The organism is Shewanella sp. SW24 (genome assembly GCF_025653395.1).
Lineage (GTDB): Bacteria > Pseudomonadota > Gammaproteobacteria > Enterobacterales > Shewanellaceae > Shewanella > Shewanella oncorhynchi.
In genome coordinates this window covers 408,960-426,032 of sequence record NZ_JAKKSH010000002.1, presented here as the reverse complement: position 1 = coordinate 426,032, position 17,073 = coordinate 408,960, and the positions used below count along the sequence as shown (strand labels likewise).

15 protein-coding genes and 1 pseudogene are annotated in these 17,073 nt (G+C 43.6%); 8 read left to right on the top strand and 8 right to left on the bottom strand.

What is annotated here, in order from left to right:
* Positions 1 to 248 precede the first annotated feature (248 nt).
* Both L5M17_RS03580 and L5M17_RS03575 read left to right on the top strand, forming a co-directional pair.
* Complete coding sequence (locus tag L5M17_RS03580; protein ID WP_263145259.1) at positions 249 to 2,813, top strand: acylase; 2,565 nt, start codon at positions 249 to 251, stop codon at positions 2,811 to 2,813.
* A 451-nt stretch (positions 2,814 to 3,264) separates the two neighbouring features.
* A complete protein-coding gene (locus tag L5M17_RS03575; RefSeq protein ID WP_028761640.1) occupies positions 3,265 to 4,560 on the top strand; it encodes an aromatic amino acid transport family protein in 1,296 nt (431 codons plus the stop codon).
* A gap of 109 nt (positions 4,561 to 4,669) precedes the next feature.
* Here the strand turns inward: L5M17_RS03575 and L5M17_RS03570 are convergent, their stop codons facing one another.
* Positions 4,670 to 5,113 carry a GNAT family N-acetyltransferase gene (locus L5M17_RS03570; RefSeq protein ID WP_263145257.1) on the bottom strand — a complete coding sequence of 148 codons (444 nt, stop codon included), beginning with the start codon at positions 5,111 to 5,113 and terminating at the stop codon, positions 4,670 to 4,672.
* A 213-nt stretch (positions 5,114 to 5,326) separates the two neighbouring features.
* Here L5M17_RS03570 and L5M17_RS03565 point away from each other — a divergent pair, with 213 nt between their 5' ends.
* On the top strand, positions 5,327 to 5,623 hold the full coding sequence (locus tag L5M17_RS03565) for a hypothetical protein (RefSeq protein ID WP_113939800.1): 297 nt from the start codon (positions 5,327 to 5,329) through the stop codon (positions 5,621 to 5,623).
* Positions 5,624 to 5,832: 209 nt separating this feature from the next.
* Positions 5,833 to 7,167 carry a dicarboxylate/amino acid:cation symporter gene (locus tag L5M17_RS03560; RefSeq protein WP_263145256.1) on the top strand — a complete coding sequence of 445 codons (1,335 nt, stop codon included), beginning with the start codon at positions 5,833 to 5,835 and terminating at the stop codon, positions 7,165 to 7,167.
* A 72-nt stretch (positions 7,168 to 7,239) separates the two neighbouring features.
* Here the strand turns inward: L5M17_RS03560 and L5M17_RS03555 are convergent, their stop codons facing one another.
* The gene (locus L5M17_RS03555; RefSeq protein WP_113939802.1) at positions 7,240 to 7,656 is read right to left on the bottom strand and encodes an META domain-containing protein; all 417 of its coding nucleotides are present in this window, start codon (positions 7,654 to 7,656) and stop codon (positions 7,240 to 7,242) included.
* A 71-nt stretch (positions 7,657 to 7,727) separates the two neighbouring features.
* Here L5M17_RS03555 and L5M17_RS03550 point away from each other — a divergent pair, with 71 nt between their 5' ends.
* Positions 7,728 to 7,958, top strand: coding sequence for a hypothetical protein (locus tag L5M17_RS03550; RefSeq protein WP_028759411.1), 231 nt, complete (start codon positions 7,728 to 7,730; stop codon positions 7,956 to 7,958).
* A gap of 36 nt (positions 7,959 to 7,994) precedes the next feature.
* Here the strand turns inward: L5M17_RS03550 and L5M17_RS03545 are convergent, their stop codons facing one another.
* Positions 7,995 to 9,011 (bottom strand): GGDEF domain-containing protein, encoded by a 1,017-nt coding sequence (locus tag L5M17_RS03545; RefSeq protein ID WP_263145254.1) that lies wholly within the window; start codon positions 9,009 to 9,011, stop codon positions 7,995 to 7,997.
* A 168-nt stretch (positions 9,012 to 9,179) separates the two neighbouring features.
* On the opposite strand from L5M17_RS03545, the gene L5M17_RS03540 reads away from it, so the two are divergent.
* Together L5M17_RS03540 and L5M17_RS03535 are read left to right on the top strand one after the other, a co-directional pair.
* A complete protein-coding gene (locus tag L5M17_RS03540; protein ID WP_263145251.1) occupies positions 9,180 to 9,722 on the top strand; it encodes a GNAT family N-acetyltransferase in 543 nt (180 codons plus the stop codon).
* Between the two features lie 80 nt (positions 9,723 to 9,802).
* Positions 9,803 to 10,153 carry a hypothetical protein gene (locus L5M17_RS03535; RefSeq protein ID WP_131525100.1) on the top strand — a complete coding sequence of 117 codons (351 nt, stop codon included), beginning with the start codon at positions 9,803 to 9,805 and terminating at the stop codon, positions 10,151 to 10,153.
* Between the two features lie 261 nt (positions 10,154 to 10,414).
* Here the strand turns inward: L5M17_RS03535 and L5M17_RS03530 are convergent, their stop codons facing one another.
* On the bottom strand, positions 10,415 to 11,527 hold the full coding sequence (locus tag L5M17_RS03530; protein WP_263145247.1) for a hypothetical protein: 1,113 nt from the start codon (positions 11,525 to 11,527) through the stop codon (positions 10,415 to 10,417).
* Positions 11,528 to 11,624: 97 nt separating this feature from the next.
* Positions 11,625 to 12,029, bottom strand: coding sequence for a GNAT family N-acetyltransferase (locus L5M17_RS03525; RefSeq protein WP_263145245.1), 405 nt, complete (start codon positions 12,027 to 12,029; stop codon positions 11,625 to 11,627).
* Positions 12,030 to 12,187: 158 nt separating this feature from the next.
* On the opposite strand from L5M17_RS03525, the gene L5M17_RS03520 reads away from it, so the two are divergent.
* The gene (locus tag L5M17_RS03520) at positions 12,188 to 14,602 is read left to right on the top strand and encodes a TonB-dependent receptor domain-containing protein (protein ID WP_263145242.1); all 2,415 of its coding nucleotides are present in this window, start codon (positions 12,188 to 12,190) and stop codon (positions 14,600 to 14,602) included.
* Positions 14,603 to 14,739: 137 nt separating this feature from the next.
* Here L5M17_RS03520 and L5M17_RS03515 read toward each other — a convergent pair.
* From L5M17_RS03515 to metK, 3 genes and pseudogenes are all read right to left on the bottom strand, one after another.
* A pseudogene (locus L5M17_RS03515) lies at positions 14,740 to 15,065 on the bottom strand (transposase); the annotation flags it as partial.
* Between the two features lie 77 nt (positions 15,066 to 15,142).
* Positions 15,143 to 15,628: a hypothetical protein gene (locus tag L5M17_RS03510; RefSeq protein WP_105252989.1), complete on the bottom strand. Its 486-nt coding sequence runs from the start codon at positions 15,626 to 15,628 to the stop codon at positions 15,143 to 15,145.
* Between the two features lie 156 nt (positions 15,629 to 15,784).
* Positions 15,785 to 16,936, bottom strand: coding sequence for a methionine adenosyltransferase (metK, locus tag L5M17_RS03505; protein ID WP_028761631.1), 1,152 nt, complete (start codon positions 16,934 to 16,936; stop codon positions 15,785 to 15,787).
* Positions 16,937 to 17,073: the final 137 nt, after the last annotated feature.

Sequence of the window (17,073 nt, the reverse complement as noted above, 5' to 3'; positions counted from 1 at the left end):
TATTTTGGATTTTAATGTGGACGCTCGTTTGAATCATTGCTTAAATGGTCTGAGGTGTCTAAGCGTTTGGGTTTTCTATTCTGCCACAGTCGTCGGCGAAGCTCAGTAAAAAAGCCAACAGTAGGGGAGGCAATAGCCAGCCTTAGGGACTAGGAAGCGACATGCAACTATTGCTCCTTCAGTAATTTGGGCTGGAATAGGCAGTAAGGCTATGTCATTGAAGGAACCAAAACCAAGAGATAATAATAATGAAATTCAACAAACTCGTGATTGCTATGGGAATGGCCTGCGGTGTAATACTGACTGGCTGTAACGATAGCGAAGATAGCACTACGCCTACCGAACCTGAAACTCAACTGCAAGCTTTCGCCCCCAATGGTTTACTCAAAGCCAGTATTCGTCGTACGACCTACGGCGTGCCGCATATCCAAGCCGACAACTTAGAAAGTTTAGGTTTTGGTAGTGGTTATGCGCAGGCACAGGACAACTTATGTGTATTAGCCGATGGTTTTATCAAGGCGAACTCACAGCGTTCTATGTACTTTGGCCCCCATGCGTCGATTGACTTCACTACGGGTCAACCTACGGCGGAAGATAACGGTAACCTTATCTCAGATTTTGCCTATAAAGCGTTAAAGATCAGAGCGCAAGCCGAAGAAAAATGGCCGAAATTTAGTGAAAACTCTCGGGCACTTATCCAAGGTTTTGCCTCTGGTTATAACCAATATCTTGCTGATGTCGAAGCGGGCACACAAACGGCAGAACCTTTCTGTGGTGGTCAGCCTTGGGTGAAACCCATAGTGCCAGAAGATGTGGTGACTTATTTGTTTTCTATCGCCTTATTACCGGGCGCAGCTAACTTTCTCGATCTGATTTTTTACGCGAACCCAGGAGATGCACAGGAATACATGCCGCGTATCGTTGGGCCTGCGCCTAGCCAAGACCAAACTGCGTTTGTGGCCGATATGCAGTCTAAGTTGATTGCCCGCGCGGCTCGTATCACGACACCAGAGACCAATCCCCGCGATTTAGGTTCAAATGGTTGGGGTTTAGGGAAGGATAAAACCGAAAATGGTAAGGGCATGGTGCTAGGTAATCCGCATTTCCCGCATACGGGTAACCTGCGTTTTTGGCAATCCCATATTACGATCCCAGGGCATTTAGATATGATGGGCGGCTCGTTAGTGGGTATGCCTGGACCGATTAATATTGGTTTCAATAAAGATCTCGCTTGGACTCATACCTTCTCTACCGCTGAGCATTTTGTGATGTATAACCTTGAGTTAGTCTCGGGTGATCGGATGCAGTATTTGTTTGATGGTAAACCTATGCCGATCACCAAAGAGACAGTATCGGTTCTAGTGAATGCAGGTCCTGCGGGCATGCTGGTCGCCGAGAAAGATATTTATACTACCGCCAAAGGCCCTATGGTCGAAGCTCCTCCCGCTTTAGCGCCTTTTGGTTGGGATGATGGCAGTGCCTTTATGATCCAAGATGCCAATATGGGGACTATGGACCCTGTTGACCATTGGTTAGCCATGAACATGGCGACGAACAAAGAAGAGTTCCAACAGGCATTTAAGGACTACGATGGTGTCATCTTCAATAACACTATGTACGCCGATAAAGAGGGCAATGCTTTTTATATCGACGACTCAACTGTGCCAGGATTATCCGAATCTGCAGTCGTGTTGTTAAAAACCTCACCGGATATTAAAGCGGCTAAGGCAAAAGCCGGATTTACGATTTTACCCGGTAACACTTCGTTGTTTAGCTTCGATGGTCCTACGCCCTATGAACGTGCGCCCAAGCTTGAGCGCAGCGACTTTGTGCAAAACTCCAATGACTCCTTTTGGTCGACTAACTTGAATGAACCGCTGACTTACTTCTCGCCTATGTACGGCGCAGAGGCTGGACAGCTATCACTGCGGACACGGATGGGTTTGAGTTTAATGCAGGACGCCGCGGGGGCTGATGGCAAGTTCAGCTTGGAAGAACTCGAAGCAGCTGTGCTGTCGAATCGCAGTTATCTCGCCGAGTTAGTGCTGCCTGACTTGATTGCCCAGTGTGATGCCCAAGGCAGTACACCTGTGGTGGTGTCGGCGAGTTTATCTAAGGATGTCTCTTCGGCTTGTGCGGCATTAAAGGCGTGGAACGGTAAGCAAGATAACGACAGTAAAGGTGGTGCTTTACTACGTGAATTTGCCCATCTATTCAGCCAAACAACCATGTTGACCCAAGGATTCGATCCCGCTAATGCGGCAACGACACCTAAAACCTTGACTACGGATGGTAGTGCCTTAAAGGCCTTGGCTCACAGTGCGCTTAACCTTGAGGCCGCAGGCTTTGCCTTAGATGCGCCATTGGGGGATGTGCAATTTGTAGAGAAATCGCTGCCAGATGGAACGCCAAGCGGGTCGCGTTTACCTTGGCCGGGTAGCCATAATGCTGAAGGTGGATTCAACGTGTTTTCAACCAGTTTGTCGGGTGATGACACTTTGATCCCGCAACACAAATACGCTGCTGTGATGGATGTGGTCACTGGCAAGGCGATGAGTTCTGGCTTAACGGCGAAAGGATACCAAGTGCGTTACGGGTCAAGTTGGATGATGGCGGTGAACTTTACCGACGAGGGGCCTGTGGCGCGGGGGATTTTAACTTACTCTGAGTCGAGTAATATCTTAACGCCTGCGTTTGCCGATCAAAGTATCTTGTACTCGAGTGCTAAAAGCTTCCGTCCTTTGTTGTTCAAAGAGGCTGACATAGCCCCAGCTGTAGTGTCGACAACTGAGCTGACACTACAAAAACCATAAGTTAGATTTTGCGCTTTAATCGTTAGCGGCTCACTTCGGAGTTGAATCCGGATGAGCCGTTTTTTATGCGTGTTTACGACTGATAGCGATTTGTAAAAATTTAACATTAACGACTGTGATCTTAATCTACCTTAGACGTGAGTATGCTGTGACGCGTCTTGTTTTGTTGATTTTTGTGACACATGTCCGGTTAGCTGTTTTTCTCGGCGCTTATGCAATGTCACTGGATTTGGCTTGAGGTGAATATCTTGTATTTTTAAGTGGCTTTTTATGTATATGTTTTGATGCTGCATTGAAAACTTATTACATTAAATCAGCGATCTAGATCTCAATATCAGTTTATTATGAAATTCCCTTACATAAAGCCGTGTCAGATCAACTTTTATGGGCTTTTTTTGGTTATCCTTAGCGCGAATTTATTATGCTAGTCACACCGTAAGGTAACTTTTATATGCAAAAAGATGCGACCAGTGTTCTTGGAACACCTCAAAGCACACAGAATCTAGATTCAACGAAACACTTACCTTGGACTCGCCAAGACACGACTTGGATGTTGAGTTTGTTCGGCACTGCCGTTGGCGCTGGAATTTTATTTTTACCTATCAATGCGGGCATGGGCGGCTTTTGGCCTCTTGTGTTAATGGCAGTGATCATCGGTCCTATGACCTATCTTGCCCACCGTGGTTTATCTCGTTTTGTTTGTTCATCAAGCATTCCTGGTAGCGACATTACTCAAGTAGTTGAAGAGCATTTTGGTGTTGGTGCGGGTAAAGCCATTACCGTACTGTATTTCTTTGCTATCTACCCGATTGTATTAATTTACGGTGTGGGTATTACCAACACTGTTGATAGCTTTATCGTCAATCAGTTAGGCATGGCATCGCCACCACGCTTCATTCTATCGGGTGTATTGATCCTCGGTATGATGGCTGTAATGGTCGCAGGTGAGAAATTCATGCTCAAAGTGACACAATTGCTGGTGTATCCGCTGGTGGGTATTTTGGCCTTTATGTCTATCTACCTGATCCCTGAATGGAAAATGGATGCTTTACTCGTTGTACCAGAAGCGGGTGCATTTTTAGGCACAGTTTGGTTAACGATTCCAGTTTTAGTGTTTGCCTTTAACCATTCTCCAGCGATTTCACAGTTTTCTGTGTCATTGAAACGTGACCATGGCGCGAATGCTTCTCGCAAAGCTGATGTTATTTTACGTAATACTTCCATGATGTTAGTGGGCTTTGTGATGTTGTTTGTGTTCTCTTGTGTGCTGTCATTATCGCCAGCACAATTGGCCGAAGCGAAAGCTCAGAATCTACCGATTTTGTCTTATCTCGCCAACGTGCATTCAAGTGGTTTTGTGAGCTACTTTGGTCCATTAATCGCCTTTATCGCGATTGTGTCTTCTTTCTTTGGCCATTACATGGGCGCGACAGAAGGCATGAAGGGGATTATTGTTAAGCAGTTAGACACGAATAAGAAAGGCATTTCAGAGCAAAAAATCAACAAATTTATTCTGGTGTTTATGTTTGTGACGATTTGGGCCGTGGCAATCAAAAACCCAAGTATTTTGAATATGATTGAAGCTTTAGGTGGCCCAATTATCGCGGCTATCCTGTACTTGATGCCTATGTACGCTGTATACAAAGTGCCAGCATTAAAAGCGCACCGTGGTCGCATCAGCAATATCTTCGTGGTTATAGCGGGTTTATTGGCAATGACGGCTATTCTGTTTGGCTTCTTTCGTTAAGTTTTAATCTTAGTAGGAACGCGGTTTGAATGTGAATCGTGAGTCGTAAAAAGAAAAGGATCGTGCCATTGGCCCGATCCTTTTTTATTACGTATAACATTTGAATCGCTTATTTTTCTTCGTACATTAAGTAGTAACTCTGCTTCATCCCTAACGCTTGATAGGTCTGCTGTGCGGCGAGATTTTCTTGCTCGACATATAAACGGAAGCTGGCGGCACCACCATTGGCTTCGGCCAGTTGTTTGACTTCGCTGTAGAGTTTGGCATAGATGCCTTGGCGACGATTTTTCGGGCGAATATACACACTCTGGATCCAGTAATAATCCTTCGCACGCCAATCGCTCCATTCAAATGTCACCATGAGCGAGCCGACTAGCTCACCTGCGATTTCAGCGACCAGGTAAAACCCTTTTTGCGGGCTCTCAAGTAGCGTGCCCACACCTCGAGCCAGTGTCGCTTCATCTAAGGCTAGGCCTTCGGTTTCTTGGGCCATGGCCTGATTAAACTGCACTAAGGCGATTAGGTCTTGAGCCTTAGCTTTACGAATCAACATACTACAACTCCTAGGCGGTTATTTGGCAATACCGCTCTTGTTTAGTAAACAACATTTTGTGATTCACTTTATCATGGAACGACGAGGGATAACGAGTTTGGCAGTGGCAGGTTAGGCACTGATATTATTTATTACTGTGGATATTTGCACGACTAAAGTCTTATCTTCTAGGCTTATCTTTAGTGTCCTTTCGCTGAACTAAGTGAGTTAATGATGGGATTTATTAAGTCTACTCGCCGCTATAAACTTAAAATTTTACCCGTCTATGATATTGCTGCTGATGAACAGATAAATCATCGTCTGCATTTTATTTTAACGCTGTTGAGCTTCGGTTTATGGGGTTTAGTTTGGTGGTGGTTGGTCTTAAAAGCTAACGGTAAGTCCGACTTTATTTTCAGTGGTTTTGATGACGATTATTGGAGTTATTTGATTGAGCGTGAGCAACCGCCTGCGTCGCTTTATCGTCAGCAAATAGCACCAAAAAAAGTCACAGAATATTTTGATGCTTAAGCAGAAAAACTAACATCTCGGTGGCCAATTTAACAAAGTTGGTTTGGTTAATATTACTGATTTTAAGGCGGTTTAGCTCAACGTGACCCAGATCATCTCTCGATTAAAACCCCTCTGCTAGACTCGGCGATTGCCCCATTTAGACTGAGAAACTAGCGCGCTAGTTTTGGTCTTTGCCCCATCATAGTTTCGAATTCAAGGTTATCAATATGACAAAACAAAAGTCGTCAGCATTAGGCCGTGTTTGGTCTCGCTGGATGTCAGTGCCGCTGTGGCTGCAAATTGTTATCGGTATGGTGCTAGGTATTTTAGTGGGCATCATCTTCGGCGAGCAAGCGACTCACTTAAAGCCGATAGGCACCTTGTTTGTTAATGCCATTAAGATGCTGATTGTGCCATTGGTGTTTTGCTCACTGATTGTGGGCGTCACTTCGATGCAAGATACGAACAAGATGGGGCGTATTGGTTTTAAATCTTTTGCGTTTTATCTCTTTACCACGGCTATCGCGATCACTATCGGTTTAATTGTCGGTTATGTTCTTCAACCCGGTGCTGGTTTAGGTTTGTCATTGGCAGAAGGCGCGACTCAAACTGCCAAAGAAATACCTTCTTTAGTCGATACTTTGATCGACATAGTGCCGACGAACCCTATTGCGGCTTTAGCAAGCGGGCAAATTTTGCAAGTTATAGTATTTGCGATTGTTTTAGGTATCGCCTTAGTGCTGATTGGCGAGCATGGCAAACCTGCAATTAAAGTGTTCGAAAGTTTAGCTGAGGCCATGTATAAAATGGCCGACATGGTGATGAAGCTCGCACCCTACGGTGTATTTGGGCTAATGGCTTGGGTAGCGGGGGAGTATGGGATTGATATGCTTTGGCCACTGATCAAAGTTATTATTGCTGTGTATCTTGGCTGTATTATTCATGTGCTTGGATTCTATAGTTTTTTACTGCGCGGATTTGCAAAGTTAAGCCCGCTGCAGTTTTTTAAAGGGATTAGCAATGCCATGTTAGTGGCGTTTACCACATCGAGCTCTGCGGGCACGCTCCCTGTGAGTATGAAGTGTGCGAGTGAAAATTTGGGGGTTCATAAGAAAATCTCTAGCTTCGTATTACCGCTAGGCACAACAATCAATATGGATGGCACAGCATTATACCAAGGGGTCACAGTGCTGTTTGTGGCACAGGCGTTTGGTATCGACCTGACTGTCGTCGATTATCTCACCATTATTTTAACGGCGACGTTGGCCTCTATTGGTACTGCGGGTGTGCCCGGTGCGGGTTTAGTGATGTTGACTTTAGTACTCACAACCGTAGGGCTTCCCTTAGAAGGGGTGGCATTGATTGCGGGAATTGACCGTATTTTAGATATGGTGCGTACTGTGGTAAACGTCTCCGGTGACTTAGTGGCGACGACTGTCATTGCAAAGTCTGAAGATGAGTTGGATATGGCGCATTATAATGCCGACATAGATCAAAGCGCCGTAATAGCCGAACAGAATATCGCCCTCGAAATTGCAGCGGCTAAGAGTGTCAAAGCATAGGGAGCTTTTATTGCTAGTTCGTTAACTAAAAAACCGCCATTGGCGGTTTTTTTATGCTGACAAGTTTTATGGTTACTTCATTTGGCTTAACACTAACACTGGCTTGTCGTCGCTGTTAAGTAAGGTAAGTCGGCCTTGCACTAATTTTGCTTTGGTAACTAATGGCATAGCTTGCATCACTTTGTGCTCTTGCTGCATTAGGGCATCCACGCAGGCTTTCATTGTGCTACCGGCAGGAGATAGCTTAAGCTCTTCGCCTTGCTGAGTATATTGACCGAAAAAGTTATTGCAGCTGTTGTTGCCATGTAATTTACCTTCGGCCTCAAAGGTAATTTGCGCTGGGCTGTAATCGATAGTCGGTTGGCCTTGAACCATTTCAATGTGCCAGCGGCCTTCTAATGGAATAGTATCATTTGGTGCTATATCGGCACTTTGGCAGGCGGTGATGCCTAAGAGTAATGCACCTAAAATGAATGTTTGTTTTAACATCGTTGCGGTTCCTTTTTCCATGATTATGGCCATAGTGTGACAAGTTTTTCGTAAGATCTAAAGGGGTTTATATGACAGGCTCATTTAAAAGTACTCTGAATTTGTTGAAGTTTTTACATTGGTTAGGTGTATTGATGCTAGTTTGTGGACTTGGGTTTTATATGTTGACGCAATGGAGTCTAGAGATAAGCGGCATGTTATTGATCTCAAGTCTGATTGGTTTAGGGTTGGTCTTAATGTCGCCCTATCCTGTGGTGCTGTTTATCCAATGGGCGAAGCGCCAAGATGAGCATTCCAAGTAATTTTGTACTGTCTAATTAAGTCTAAATTTCATTAAATCAAAGCTCTGCCGAATCTGCGGCGGGATTATCGTACAAGCTTGAGTCAATGGCGGGTTCTACTGGCGTGTCTGCGGCTTGGGATACAGGTGGGCGCATTGAATCGAGTTTGCCCCGCGCGAGTTCCATCATAGGTGCAAGTTTGGCGCTGGATTCTGGGGTAAAAAAACTGTAGCTCACATCGAGTTTTAGCTGATGGTTTTGTTGTTCTAGCTGCTTTTCTACTCGCTTCATAATATGTAGAACATCCCGTTCACCATCCACAAAAGCAAGTACCACAAATTGAGTGCTGTTGTAATGGGCGGCAACGTCAGCGGTTCTTATCGTATCTTGGATTAACTTGCCTAACAGTCTGTGGTGATTATTTTCGAGTGGTATTGGAGTGTTATCCGTGCTCAGTAATTCAAAGAAGATGATACCTGCATGGGCGCCAAAGCGGCGGCCTAAATTGAGCTGTCTTGGCGCCATCATCAAAAAACCATAATGATTGAGCATGCCGGTTTCTTGGTCGCGCATCGAAAGGGATTCAATGCGATGGTTCTGGCAAAGCAGAGATAATTCCTGTTGCAGCAATATCTGAAACGGTTCGAGCATAGCGGCATTGACTAGTGGTTCTGTTATATGCGGGTTGAGTACACACAGGGCACCAAATTGGCTACCATCCGGCCAAGCGATAGGACGTGAGAGAATATGCTGAATACCATCAAAATCCCTTGGTAAATCCTCTAACATAAAGCTGCCGAGGTTTTGATATAAACCATCAGGTTGGCTGTTTTGTATCTGTTTGAAGAGTTCGAGTGCTGGGGGATATAAAGTGCCTGCGGTAAATTGCGGTGTTTCAGTGATTGAACTGACGATGATTTCAAACCCTGCACTGATTTTTTGGAATATGAAAACCGTGTTGGCGTTGTAATAGCTTTTGATGAGCTCACATTGGTGCATCCAGCGTGTGAGATTGACTTGTTGATTATCGGTATCAAGTAAACTCAAGTTGGGATTAATGGTTTCTGGCAACATACAAACGCCTAACTATGGCTAAATATCCATTAAGTTTGGGAAATAAAAGGATATTTAGCAAATCAAAGCCCTAAATATTGCCTTGTTCTTGCTGTGCCTATTAACCCAACCGAGTATACTGGCGGGCTGAAATTGGGCCCAAAGCCGAAATAATGCTGTGAGAACACTGTGAAAATTAGACTAGCCTTACCTCAAGATGTTGATTTATTAGCGATGCTAGAGAAAAAACATCTTAATGATGAATTAGCTTCCGCCAGTATGGGGTTACAAGGGCAAGCTTTTTCCCACAGTGAATTGAGCGAATTAGTGCAGCACCATTGGATTGTAGTGGCGCAGGTTGAGCAGCAGATCGTCGGTTACGTGATTGCAGGCCGTTGGGTTTTTTTCGAACATTGGCCCATTTACCGCACTTTGTTGAATCGTTTGGGGCAACTCGATTGGGATGGACCTAAATTAACTAAGGTCAATTCTTGCCAATACGGGCCGATATGGGTGCAGCAAGCCTACCGTGGGCAAGGGATTTTCGAGGCATTAGTCCATGAAATTCGTCGCCAAGTTGCTCCGCATTTTAGCTATATGTTGACCTTTATTGCTGAAGATAATGAACGTTCCTTTGCCGCTCACTCGGGTAAAGCGCACATGCAGGTTGTGGATTTTTTCACCGTTTCGGCAAGAGATTATTATTTAATGGCGGCAAAGACCCAAGCTTAGTTGTTCGATGATAGAAATTAAGGATTCAATCTCTACTGTGTAAATAACCCGAGTTCAGGTTAAATAACGGAGATAAATACATGAATGTACAATTTGTTGAGTCACTATTAACGGCCTATGCCGAAGTCAATTTATCGGCTTGGGACAACTTGAGATTGGTCCTATCTGAGTGCGCTCACCATGAATGTGAGGCGAGGGGATTTGAAGTCGAGTTTATCTCCGATTCAGGGCAAGTGCAGCATTATTGGGTACAAGTGGGGAATATTTGGCTCGATTGTGGTCGAACCAATGCCTATTCGACGGTGATTACGCGACTGACCGATAAGGAACTTAGCCGTGTAAACTCCAAAAGCGCGTTAGAATGCGCTATTTTATCCCAAGAGCAGATCGGTCTACTCTGCATGCAAAATGCCCATTTCGATCATTGCTAAATTCATACTTGACCTTCAGGTCGCCACTAAAGGTGAACAGGTTTTCAGCAGCTTGTCTTGGATTGCTACTTTTAACATTCCCCCCAAAGAAGTCTGTGGTAAGTCTATGTTTGCTGACGACATAATTAAACTACATAGAATCACTGCCAATTAACTCAATATAAAATTGAAGTGAGATTGTACTAAAATAAGGTTTAGTATTTACAATTTTTAATATAAAAGCCTAGTTAACACTAGGCACAAACACGTTTTAATTCATTTTCAGTAAAATTTATTTTCCGTTGGAATGAATTGATCAACATCCGTGACTGGTAATAGGTCTAAGCTATTTTTGGCATGTTTTCGTAGTTTATTTTCGTTTGCCTCAGTTGCAATGTTTTGTAATATTGACCTGTAGCGTGAGTTATTGCTTTTGGCTAACACTTTACAAAGCCAAGAAACAGCATCGATCACGTAGGGATCTTCATTCTTTTTCTCAGTCCAGATTTTTTCAGCAAATAAATCTAGCACCTCTATTTTGATATGATCTTGTTGATAATAGCCTTTGGCTAAACTCTGTAATGTTGCTCCTGTGCTGTTTAACTGCATTTTTATTGATGATATATCATCTGACCATTCAATGTTTGGGGTCACTCGTTCGATAAAGAGAGCTGCTGACTTTTGTGCACTGAACTGGATACTTCCAAGGCCTTCATACTGATAGGTTACGCTAGGTGGTTTTTCTATCAGGAAATTTCCACCATATTTGGTAATCTTGTCCGGCTTGCCTAGTTTTGAAACAACCAAGTTTTCACTTTCTCCGCTAGCCAATTTGAGGAATAATTCTTTTTTTGAAAGTTCTATCTTTTTGGGTTGAAGACCTGAGTCAATTATTGAAACATGAGATAGGCCTCTTTTCTCAATAACTTTTGATACAACATTTCCGTTAATATCCTCTATCCATACCGCAGAGTAATCTTCACTTAAACTCCCATTAATAAGATATTTTTCGTTTTTCTTCGGTGTAAAATTAACTTCTCCCTCAATGATATAGTTTGAGGTTGAGCTAAAAATATATCCGATTGGAGCGGAGTGATGGACTTGGCCGATGAGATATAAGTTTATGGGTTTGATTGGAATCGACCTTGATGCGCCCATTGCAATCAATTGCGAGCCTTTTCCATTAGAAGCCGCTGAAGATGCTGTTAAGCTATTATGGATAGGTTCTCCATCGATTAGCTTTATATAATAAAAACTTGCTTTACTTCGACTTAGTCTTTGAAAACTATCATCAATTGTAGCAAGCTCTCCTGTATACCCTTCTGGTATCGATGAAGTATAAGACATGCAGCCAAACATAAGAAAAGATATTATTGTGGAAAGAAATAACTTCATTTAATTTCCTTTTTTATAGAGTAAATCTATTTTATTCGTCTGTTTATAGTCATTGATATTATTTGTGCATTTTTATCAATAGTACTTTTACCAATTATCAATACTTTTTCACCATAAAGTAGCGCTCAGGTGTCGTGGTGACTGTGCCTATGATCTCAAAACCTTGTTTCTCATAGAATACTGGGGCTTGAATCGATAAGGTATCCACTTGGGCTACTAGGCAACCGCGTTGTTTCGCCTCAGCTTCGGCAAGTGCCATCAGTTTATGCCCAAGCCCAGTGCCTCTGGTTTGCTCATCAACCCAGACAACATTGATTAAGAAGTTTTTATAGATAGTCCGGCCACCCACACCACCAATCAACTTGCCAGCTTCATCACGTGCAATGACAGTCAAAGGCACTGATTTCTCAGGTCCTAACAGCCCAGCATTAAATTGCCTAACGCCGTCTACCAGCGCATCCACAATCGCGATATTTTCTTCACTCATAACTTCAAAGTTCATGTCAAAAACTCTTTCTGGAATGTGATTACTTTATAAACGTAAATGTTATTTCTGTTGTATTCAACTTTTGATTGATCTCGCTAATGTTAATCATTATCATTCGCGAAATCATTTATAAGTTACATTTGTAAACTAAGTTTACTAAACAGGAGAGGTTTATGTTATTTCGTCAAACTTGCTTGGCAGTTGCCATTACCGCTGTATTTACGGGTAATTTTGTCCAAGCCGAAGAGGCTCCCGACAGAAAAATGGAAGTTATGGTTGTTACTGCCTCTGGATATGAACAGAAATTGGTTGATGCACCCGCCAGTATTTCTGTTATCACCCAAGAAGATTTGATGATAAAACCTTATACCACTCTCCTAGATGCAGTGCGTGACTTGGAAGGGGTTGATATTGGTGAAACCCGTGATAAAACAGGGCAAGGTACCATCAGTCTACGCGGTATGGGATCTGACTATACCTTAATCCTTGTCGATGGTAAGCGTCAGAATAACCATGGTGATATTTATCCAAACAGTTTTGGTGGCAATCAATTTGGTCATGTACCACCACTTGATGCTATTGATCGAATTGAAGTTATTCGTGGGCCAGCATCAACGTTATACGGTGCAGATGCTCTAGGTGGTGTGGTGAACATCATCACTAAAAAAGTGGGCGACGAATGGTCTGGCTCTATCACTCACAGCCGAACTCATCAAACCAATGATGCCTATGGCGAAGATATCACTACCGATTTCAGCGTGATGGGTCCCCTCATTAAAGGCGTTCTTGGGTTATCGATTCATGGCAGTATTTATGATCGAATGGGGTCTACACCAGAGTATGCACCAGTAGATTATCCCAATGGAGAAGTACGCACTCGTTCACTCGGTTTTGGTGGTGGCGGTAAAACAGTCGATAACGAAAATCATATGTTAGGTGGGAGTTTAAGTTGGACGCTAAATGAACATCACAAAATTTGGTTTGATTTAGATTCCTCATCTCAAGATTATGATAATACGCCACTGATCAATGATAACGGTGAACGCGAGTATCCGCTTGGTACTGTTGATAATATCGATAGTCTCTGGATTGCCAGTAACTTCTGTAAAGGCGGCGTAGGTTCCCGTGAGGCTGCTTGTCTAGCCAGCGGTGGTGAATGGGCAAGACGATCAAATCCGCGAGCGGGTTACAGCGAGACTCAAAAATTTACCCGTGATGCTTGGGCGTTAACCCATGAAGGTGCTTGGGATTTTGGTACAAGCTTTGTGTCACTATCCTATGTAGACACACAAAATAATGGCCGCACACTGCCATTTACCACTGCTGAAAGAGTATTACTACTGCAGATGATTGATGGTAAAGGGGATTACACCGGCATGACTGAAGCCGAACGTAAAGCGATTGCTGAATCCACTTTCCTGCCTAGACCTAAACGCGAAATGGCAAGTAATCAATATACGCTTGATATGAAACTCGATATTCCATTTGAAGCTGCAGGAAATCATGTCGCAGTGACGGGGGCGCAGGTGATTCGTGGTGAGTTGAAAGACGGTGTATTTGGTATGGAAGAAGGTACGCCGGGCGCAGTACAAGAACACAATATGTGGTCTGTTTTTGCTGAAGATACATGGAGCATGACTTCTGATTTATCTGTTACTGCGGGTTTACGTCATGATGATCATGAAATATTTGGCAACCAACTCAGCCCACGTCTATACGGCGTTTACACCATTAATAATGAGTGGACTGTAAAGGGTGGGGTGAGCACAGGTTTTAAAACACCTAAAACCACACAATTGTATGATGGTGTCGTTGGCTTTGGTGGCCAAGGAACCTCACCGCAATTTGGTAACCCAGATCTCGAAGCTGAAACCAGTGTGTCCAGCGAAGTCGCCCTGTATTGGTCCCATCCAGATGGCCATAATTTTAACGTCACTATCTTTAAAAATGACTTTGACGATAAGATTGCTTCACAACCCTGTGGTAAAGGTACGAGCATAGAATGTTCCGATGCGGGTGAATATGCTGATTTAGGTTATGCAGTCAGTAGCAAAACAGTCAACATAGATAAAGTTACTATTCAAGGTGCTGAGCTCGCGGGACGTTGGGAAATTCTAGATGCCTTAACGTTAAATGCTAATTATACCTACACAGATAGCGAGCAGAAAAGCGGTGCAGAGCAAGGCCGTCCACTCGGGAACAGTGCCAAGCATATGGCAAACGCGACATTAAAATGGGAGTTGACCGACTCATTTAACGTATTCTTGACCTCAGAATACCGTGCTAAACGTTATCGCTCTTGGGATATCATTAATGATGCTGCACTCTACTATAAAGGTTATAACGTGTTCCATCTTGGTGGTTCTTATCAGGCGAGTGAGTTTGTCACCTTCAACATGCGAGTAAATAACTTGTTTGATAAAGATTTTACTTCATACGATATTGTCTTCACCGAATGTAGTGACACTAGCACCACTTGTGTCTCTGACGATAATGGCCAAAACGGATACACAGCATCTTACATTGATGATTTTAATAACAAAGATAAGGCCCGTAACTTCTGGGTTGGTATGAATGTACGTTTCTAAACGAATACCCTGTGCATTAGCCATTATTTGATATTCATGGGCGATAGATAAAACTGAGAGTTACCCGTTTGATAAAGGTATCCACTATCAATTAAACAATAGGGTAACTCTCATTACTCATTACTCATTACTCATTACTCATTACTCAGTGCACCTGCACTGTGCTGGTGAGTCCGCACTATCGAGCCATCAATAAAGACCCATTCCGTGTCGGCCATTTTCACTAAAGCTTTGAGTAAATAGGCCTGAATGTCTTTTTAGACCATAAATGAAACCCTCTAAAAACCGTACTCCAATGGCCCAACTCTTTGGGTCAATCTTGCTAAGGGGGGCCTGCTAGAAGGCGGTAAAGAATGCCTTCAAATGTTTATCTATGTTCAGGTTTATCATAAACACGGCCTGTGCTGTTCATTAAATGAAATAGTGTTTCCCTGCGTGCATTGGTTAGTATCAATCTTGGCATGCTCTCTAAAAATCATTCTCGAAAGCTCAATAGACCCTAGATGAAGTCAGAAAAATTAAAGGTGCTAGCGTATAAGCCTACAGAATCAGCCATTGTCCGTTTGGATAAGTACCAATATAACCAAAGGGTATTCTTCCACAGAGATACCAAGATAGGCGTTCACTCGTAAAGGCTGAAAGTTTAACGTCAGCTAGGAGCAGTGTTGCGAGCGTATTAGCGTCATCGGATGTCAGCGCGCATATTTCTGCAACGGGAATAATTTTCCAAGTGGAGAGGTAAGCTGACTTAGAAATTTCATCGACTTCGCTGTCAGAAATCCAAGCATGCACATCATTTACTACTGCCTTTGTTTTTAACGAATTTGCCAAGTCATGGTCTGTTACACACAGGCTTTCATAGTGGATTTCGTAAGGTGTTTCAAAAAAGGCTTCAGGATCGGATTCAAGAAAAGCGGCGATCTCCTCTAATGTACCGTATGTCTTTGCTGTTTCCTCTGGCAGACCTACGTTGGCTGCCCATGCACAAGATTGAAGTTGCTGTAATAAGATGGCGTTATCGGTCATAGGGTCTGTGCACTCTAATGGTCTGTGTATATGCTGCTTTTTATCTTGCCATATTTGTCTTAGCACTATTAATCTAACCAAATGTCAGACATAAAAAAACCGCTGGATAGCGGTTTTTTTATGGGTCTTAAGTGTAAAAATTGAAATGAATTAAGACTATAGACCCGCGTCAGCGCGCAATATTTCGGCTTTATCAGTAGCTTCCCATGGGAATTCGCTGCGACCAAAGTGGCCATAAGCGGCGGTCGCTTGATAAATTGGACGTGCTAAATCTAGCATGGCCGTTAAACCGTATGGGCGCAGTTCAAAGTGTTGACGTACTAACTTGATCAGCACTTCTTCAGACACCTTACCTGTACCGAAGGTCTCGATGCTGATAGAGGTAGGCTCTGCCACACCAATAGCGTAAGACACTTGGATTTCACAGCGATCAGCAAGACCTGCTGCAACTATGTTTTTTGCTACATAACGGGCAGCATATGCCGCGCTACGATCCACTTTTGATGGATCTTTACCAGAGAATGCGCCACCACCATGACGGGCCATGCCGCCGTAAGTGTCAACGATGATCTTACGACCCGTTAAGCCACAATCACCTACTGGACCACCGATAACAAAACGGCCAGTTGGGTTGATAAAGAACTTAGTATCTTTGTTTAACCATTGAGCTGGTAATACTGGCTTGATGATGGTTTCCATCACACCTTCAATTAAGTCGGCTTGTGAAACGTCATCTCTGTGTTGAGTCGATAACACAACTGCATCGATACCGACAATTTTGCCATCATCATAGGCAAAAGTGACTTGGCTTTTCGCATCTGGGCGTAACCAAGGTAGCGTGCCATTTTTACGGACTTCAGACTGACGTTTCACTAATGCGTGGGCATAGGTGATAGGTGCAGGCATCAGAATGTCGGTTTCGTTGTTGGCATAGCCAAACATTAACCCTTGATCGCCAGCACCTTGCTCTGCAGGGTCTGCGCGGTCTACACCTTGATTAATGTCGGGTGATTGCTTACCAATGGCGTTTAATACTGCGCACGAGTCTGCATCAAACCCCATATCTGAATGGGTATAACCAATTTCACGCACCGTTTTACGGGTGATTTCTTCAATATCAACCCAGGCAGAGGTAGTGACTTCACCACCCACTAATACCATGCCGGTTTTGACATAAGTTTCACACGCTACGCGTGCTTTTGGATCTTGAGCCAGAATTGCATCTAGCACAGCATCAGAAATCTGATCTGCAATCTTATCGGGATGACCTTCTGAGACCGACTCAGAAGTAAACAAGTGCTTTGCCATAGTAGGAAAATCTCGTCGTTAGCATTCAAACGTGTAGAAGCATCTACATCTAGACGGCTATTTTAGTTTAAATCCGATTGCCGATCACCCCCGATAATAAAAAATCCTCTCAGATTGTGACCTGAAAACGACTACGC